This is a genomic window from uncultured Fretibacterium sp. (assembly GCF_938040765.1).
GTDB lineage: Bacteria > Synergistota > Synergistia > Synergistales > Aminobacteriaceae > CAJPSE01.
Genome location: NZ_CALIAA010000201.1, coordinates 1 through 6,218, shown reverse-complemented (window position 1 = coordinate 6,218; position 6,218 = coordinate 1). Strand labels below are relative to the sequence as shown.

6 protein-coding genes are annotated in these 6,218 nt (G+C 67.9%); all 6 read right to left on the bottom strand.

From position 1 onward, the window contains the following. On the bottom strand, positions 1-1,374 hold a 1,374-nt coding region (locus Q0176_RS07005; protein ID WP_299300686.1), incomplete at its 3' end, for a WecB/TagA/CpsF family glycosyltransferase. Positions 1,375-1,385: 11 nt separating this feature from the next. Beyond that, positions 1,386-2,663, bottom strand: coding sequence for a serine--tRNA ligase (serS, locus tag Q0176_RS07000; RefSeq protein ID WP_299300683.1), 1,278 nt, complete (start codon positions 2,661-2,663; stop codon positions 1,386-1,388). Further along, entirely contained in the window at positions 2,656-3,156 is a 501-nt protein-coding gene (gene ribE / locus Q0176_RS06995; protein WP_299075629.1) for a 6,7-dimethyl-8-ribityllumazine synthase, read from the bottom strand. The genes serS and ribE overlap by 8 nt, the downstream gene beginning before the upstream one ends. A gap of 97 nt (positions 3,157-3,253) precedes the next feature. Then, the gene (locus tag Q0176_RS06990) at positions 3,254-4,498 is read right to left on the bottom strand and encodes a bifunctional 3,4-dihydroxy-2-butanone-4-phosphate synthase/GTP cyclohydrolase II (RefSeq protein WP_299300680.1); all 1,245 of its coding nucleotides are present in this window, start codon (positions 4,496-4,498) and stop codon (positions 3,254-3,256) included. Continuing rightward, on the bottom strand, positions 4,488-5,126 hold the full coding sequence (locus tag Q0176_RS06985; RefSeq protein ID WP_299300677.1) for a riboflavin synthase: 639 nt from the start codon (positions 5,124-5,126) through the stop codon (positions 4,488-4,490). The genes Q0176_RS06990 and Q0176_RS06985 overlap by 11 nt, the downstream gene beginning before the upstream one ends. Next, positions 5,108-6,218: bifunctional diaminohydroxyphosphoribosylaminopyrimidine deaminase/5-amino-6-(5-phosphoribosylamino)uracil reductase RibD (gene ribD / locus Q0176_RS06980; protein WP_299300674.1), on the bottom strand; the 1,111-nt coding region annotated here is incomplete at its 5' end. The genes Q0176_RS06985 and ribD, both read right to left, overlap by 19 nt.

The following is a 6,218-nucleotide window of genomic DNA, read 5'->3' as shown; positions in this document are numbered from 1 at the left end:
GACGATCAGCCCGGGACAGCGCCCCGAGAGGGCCTCCGCGCAGGCCGCGGCCGTGTCCCCCTTGGCGCCCAGAAAGTATACGGGCCACTCCTCGACCGCCGCGACGCGGCAGAGCTGCTCGGCAAAATCGATCCCCGTTACCCGTTCCTGCAGGGACATGCCCAGAAAGCGCATTCCCCAGAGGAGCCCGACCCCATCCGCCAGGACCATGGAGGCATCGCCAAGGGCCGCCCGGTAGCCGGGGTCCCGCACGGCCTCCTCCATCCCCAGGGCGTTGACGGTCGCGACGAGCCGGGCCTCCTCCCCGGGGCTCAGGATCAGCCCCCGCGCCCGGGACACCGCGTAATTCATGGAGACGTTGTCGATCCGAACGCCCCAGAGCGACGGCTTCTCCCCATTCATCGGCGACCGGGACCGGCGGCGCAGCAGGAGGGGCAGCACCACCCCCAGGGAACAGAGCCCGGCGGCCAGCCACCAACCCCAGGCCCGGTAGGTCGTCGGGGACTGGAGGAGCGCCGCGGCGATGCTCACGAGCGCACAGAGCCCCGCGACGAACCGAACGGCGTCGGGGTGCTCGAGGCCCCGGGCGATCATGCGGCGGTAAAGCCGTTCCGTCCCGTAGGGATGCTCCGTGAAGAACATGCTGGCCCAGTGCAGCGAGACCTCCGCCAGGGGGATCGCGAAGAGCCCCAGGGAGAGAAAGAGCATGGAGCTGAAGACGATGCCCTTGCTGCCGCCAAGCACCGCCGTCCCGGCCGCGAGGACGCTCCACATCGCGGACATGGCATGCCCCGCCTGCCTGTAGGCATTGCCGAACCGGCTCCAGAAGGCGCCGAGCAGGGCCATCCCCGAAAAGGCCATGAAGAACGCATCGGCCGCGGGGCGCCCCATCAGCAGCACCGCCATGAGCATGAGCGAGAACGTGACGGCGAGGATATGGCCCAGCAGCCCCGGAATCTCGTCCAGATGACGAAACAACAGGGGAAACAGGGTGAACCAGAGGGTCGTGGCGACCAGCGAGGCCAGGGGCGTCAGGTAGACATACTCCCCATCCGCGAACCTCAGGAAGGCGATCGAGGGACCGGCGAGCGCGCAGAAGAGGCCGATCAGAAGGTAGCCCAGGCGCCAGCGCCGGTCGGAATACAGGTCCTCGCCAAGGCCCGCGATCCCGGCCAGAAAGGCGCCTCCCACCACGATACGGGCGTTGGCGTCGCCAAACCACAGCGCCATGAGCATCCAGCACCCCGCCAGCAGAAGGTCGCGGAAATAGCCGTACTGGCGGGGCTCCAGCATCCGCTTCGCGCAATACTGGACCCCGACGCAGAGCAGCGCCGCGGCGCCGCACCCCGCCACCATCGCCGCATAGCCGGCCACCGAGACGCCCCCTAGTTCCTTCGGAGCTCGGCCACGCCGCCCATATAGGGGACGAGCGCCTCCGGGATCCTGATGCTTCCGTCCTGAGCCTGGCCGTTCTCCAGAACGGCTATCAACGCCCGTCCAATAGCCACACCGGATCCGTTGAGGGTGTGGACGAAGCGGGGCCGCCCCCCGCCGGCCGGCCGGTAGCGCGTATCCATGCGGCGGGCCTGGAAGTCCTCGCAATTGCTGCAGGAGCTGATCTCACGGTACTTGCCCTGAGAGGGAAGCCACACCTCGAGGTCGTAGGTCTTGGCCGCCCCGAACCCGATGTCGCCGGAGCAGAGCGCCACGACGCGGTAGGGCAATTCCAAAAGCTGCAGCACCCTTTCCGCATTCGCCGTCAGTTTCTCCAGCTCCTCATAGCTCGTCTCCGGGGTGCAGAGCTTGACCATCTCCACCTTGTCGAACTGATGCTGGCGCAGCATTCCCCGGACGTCGCGCCCCGCCGAGCCGGCCTCCCGGCGGAAGCATGGGGTATAGGCCGTGTAATATTTCGGAAGGTCGGACTCCTCCAGGATCGTCCCCCGGTGCAGATTCGTCAGGGGCACCTCCGCGGTCGGGATCATCCAGAGGTCCTCCCCCTCTATCCGATAGAGGTCCTCCGCGAACTTCGGAAGCTGTCCCGTCCCCTCCAGGATCTCGGAGCGCACCATGAAGGGCGGCTCCATCTCCATGTAGCCGTGCCGGGTGGTGTGCAGGTCCAGCATGAAGGAGATCAGCGCCCGCTCCATCCGGGCCCCCATGCCCCTCAGGAGGGTGAACCGGCTCTGGGCGAGCATGACGCCCTTCTCGAAGTCCATGATCCCCAGATCCTCGGCCAGCTCCCAATGGGGCTTGGGCTCGAAGCCGAAGTCCTTCGGCTCGCCCCAGGAGCGCACCACGGGATTGTCGTTCTCGTCCGCGCCCACGGGCGTGCTCTCGTGCAGGCGGTTGGGCAGGGTCATCAGGATGCGTTTCAGCTCGTCCTCGACCTCCGCGAGGGCGGAATCCCGCTCCCGGATGCCGTCCCCCATGAGGCGTATCTCCTCCATGAGGGCGGACGCGTCCGTCCCCGACCGCTTCGCCTCCCCGACCTTACGGGACCCCTCGTTCCTCCGGGCCTTCAGCTCCTCGGTCTCGGCGATCAGCCTGCGGCGCCTTCCGTCCAGCGACTCCAGGACGCCGAGGTCGAAATCGTGCCGTCGGTTCCTCAGACAGCGTTCCGCCTCCTCGCGGTTCGCGAGGATCCAGCGCAGGTCAAGCATCGCGCAGCTCCCCCTTCGCCCCCCCGGAAAGGCGGATATTCCTCAGCAGGTTGGCCATCTCGATGGCGGTGTGCGCGCTGTCCGCCCCCTTGTTGCCCGCCTTGCTGCCCGCGCGGAGCAGGGCCTGCTCCAGGGTATCGCAGGTCAGGACGCCGAAGACCACCGGAACCCGGTGCTCCAGCCCCACCTGCGCCAGCCCCTTCGACATCTCGGCGGAGACGTAGTCGAAGTGCGGCGTGTCGCCCCGTATGACCGCCCCCAAGGCGATGATCGCGTCGTACTTGCCGCTCAGGGCCAGCTCCTTGGCCGCCAGGGGCAGCTCCCAGGCCCCCGGAACCCTGAAGACCTCCACGGCCTGATGGGACACGTCGTGGCGCAGAAGCGCGTCCTTGGCCCCCTCCAGCAGCTTTTCGGAGATCAGGTCGTTGAATCGGGAGACCACGATCGCCACGGAAAGCCCCGTTCCCAGCAATTTTCCCTCTATCGTCCGCATCGCAGATAAGCCTCCTTAAACGACTCGATAAACAACCCCATTCAGGGGCTCCGCCCCCGCCAAGGGAGCAGGCTCCCCTGCAAGTAAAAAGCTACGTTCAGATCCCGTGCAGCACGTGCCCCATCCGCAGCTCCTTGGTCCGCATATACCTCTCGTTGTACTCGTTCGGCTCGATCACCAGAGGGACCCGGTCCACGATCTCGAGCCCGTATCCCCCGAGGCCGATCACCTTCTTGGGGTTGTTCGTCAGCAGCCGAATCCTCCTCAGCCCGAGGTCCATGAGAATCTGCGCCCCCGTGCCGTAGTCCCGGAGGTCCGGGGGGAAGCCCAGCGCCACATTGGCGTCGACCGTATCCATCCCCTCGTCCTGCAGCCGGTAGGCCCTCAGCTTGTTGAGCAGGCCGATGCCGCGTCCCTCCTGCCGCATGTAGAGCAGAACGCCCGCGCCCTCCTTCTCGATCATGGAGAGGGCCGCATGGAGCTGAGGGCCGCAGTCGCAGCGCAGGGAACCGAAGATATCCCCGGTGAAGCACTCGCTGTGCACCCGAACCAGGACGGGGTCCGGCCCCGAGATGTCCCCCTTGACCAAGGCGACGTGGGTATGCGCGTCGTCGTCCTGCAATTTGCTGCGGTAGGCGTAGACGCAGAAGAGGCCGAAGTCCGTCGGGAGGTTGACCTCGACCCGCCTTTCGACCAGCTTCTCCCGGGCGCAACGCCAGGCGATGAGGTCCTTCACCGCGACGAACTTCAGCCCATGCCGTTTCGCGAACGCGATCAGGTCCGGAAGCCGCGCCATGGTCCCGTCGTCGTTCATCACCCCGCAGCAGAGCCCGGCGGCGGGCAGTCCGGCCAGTCGCACGAGGTCGACCGTGGCCTCGGTATGGCCGGCGCGCACCAGGACGCCGCCTTCGCGGGCCTCCAGGGGGAAGAGGTGCCCGGGGCGCAGGAAATCCTCGGGACGGGCTTCGAGGTCGGACAGGAGGCGGGCCGTAAGGGCACGCTCCTCCGTCGAGATCCCCGTCGTCGTCCCCTCACGGGCGTCCACCGTGACCAGGAACGCGGTGGACTTCCTGCCCGTGCTGTGCGCGGTCAGGGGGTCGAGACGCAGCCTTCGGGCGATCTCCCCCGACACGGGGGCGCAGATCAGGCCCCGTGCATACCGGGCCATGAAGTTGACGTTATCCGCCGTCGCGTGCGCCGCGGCCACGATAAGGTCGCCCTCGTTCTCCCGGTTCTCGTCGTCCGCGACGAGGACCATACGCCCCCGGCGGATGTCCTCGATCGCCTCCTCGACCGTGTTGAAGACCGATCCCGCTTCCCAATTCCGCACTTCAGTATCCAAGGTCTCTCAGCTCCTCCATCGACAGACGCATTCCGGAGCCTCGAGATCCCAGAAGGCGTTCCACGTACTTGCCCAAAATGTCGGTCTCCAGGTTCACGACGGTCCCCACCGCCATCCGCCCCAGGGTACAGGACTCGAGCGTCGTCGGGATGAGACCGACGGAGAAATCCGAGGCGGAGACGCCGATGACGGTCAGGCTGACGCCGTCTATCGCAACCGACCCCTTGGGGACGATCCCCCTCAGCAGCGGCGGCCCGGCGCCGAAACAGGCCACCCGGGTCCGCCCGGTCCCCGAGAGGCGCTTCAGGACGGCGGTCCCGTCGACATGCCCCAGGACCAGGTGCCCGTCCAGCCGATCCCCCAGGGCCATGGCCCGCTCCAGGTTGACGAGGGTCCCCGGCCTCAGGTCGGCGAACCACGTGCGCTCCGCGGTCTCCGGCATCATCTCCACGTCGAAGACGTCCCCGTGCAGGGCCACGACGGAAAGGCATGCGCCGCTCACCGCCACGGACTGCCCCAGCACCAGCTCGGACGCCAGGGCGGGGCACTCGATGGACAGCAAAGAGACCTCCTCCGCCCTGCGAAAGGCGCGCACCGCGCCGACCGCCTCTACAAGCCCGGTGAACATGAAAAAAGCGCCTCCGTCAGAAAATCGGGCCCCACCCGGCGCACCGTCGCATCCCGCAAAAGGAGGGACTCGGACATGGCGCCCAAACGCAGGCCCGTCCCGATTCCCGGCCCCTCCCCCATGATGCGGCACGAGGTGAAGAGGGCCAGGCTGTCCGCAAGCCCAAGCTCCATAAACGCCGTCAGGACCCCCGCGCCCCCCTCGACCATGAGGCTCAGGACCCCCTCTTCGGCCAGGGACGACAGCACCGCCTCGAGGTCCACCCTCCCGCCGCGCTCGGGCACCCTGCGGACCCGCGCCCCTGCGGCCGTCAGTGCGTCCGCCCTGGCGGGGTCCTCACAGCAGGTGAAGATCAGACAGCCTCCCGACCCCGTCACCACCTTTGCGGAGACGGGGGTCGACAGACGGGAATCCACCACGACCCGAAGAGGGCTTTCCCCCTCCGCGTCGCGTACGGTCAGCTCGGGGTCGTCCTGCAGCACCGTCCCCACCCCCACCATGACGGCGTCGTGAGAGGCGCGCATCCGATGCGCCCACTGACGGGACTCGGGAGCCGTTATCCACCGGCTCTCGCCATGGGGCAGCGCCATGCGGCCGTCAAGCCCCGCCGCGGCCTTGAGCGTCACCCATGGGCGTCCCAGGGTCTGCACCCGGATAAAACCGCGGTTCAGCCAACGGCACTCGGACTCGAGGCACGGCCCGTCGACCTCGACGCCCCCCGCGCGCAGGATCTCCAACCCTCCGCGATTCACCCTGGGGTTGGGGTCCGCCATGCCCGCCACGACGCGTGCGACCCCTTCCTCGACGAGGCGAGGCGCACAGGGCGGCGTTCTGCCGAAATGGCTGCAGGGCTCCAAATTGACGTAGACCACGGCGCCGCGGGCCGTCCCGCCCCGGCGGGCGAGATCCCCGAGCGCCGCAACCTCCGCGTGCTCCGAGCCGCAGCGGGCATGATACCCCTCCCCGATCACCTGGCCGTCGCGGACGATCACGCAGCCCACCATCGGGTTGGGGGAGGTTCGCCCCATGCCGCGCAGGGCCAGGGACAGGGCCCGGCGCATATAGTATTCGTCTACCCTGCGATTGACAACG

Bases quoted from the DNA above. Each gene is read 5' to 3' on its own strand.
- serS (WP_299300683.1), bottom strand. From the start codon at position 2,663: ATGCTTGACCTGCGCTGGATCCTCGCGAACCGCGAGGAGGCGGAACGC.
- ribE (WP_299075629.1), bottom strand. From the start codon at position 3,156: ATGCGGACGATAGAGGGAAAATTGCTGGGAACGGGGCTTTCCGTGGCG.
- Q0176_RS06985 (WP_299300677.1), bottom strand. From the start codon at position 5,126: ATGTTCACCGGGCTTGTAGAGGCGGTCGGCGCGGTGCGCGCCTTTCGC.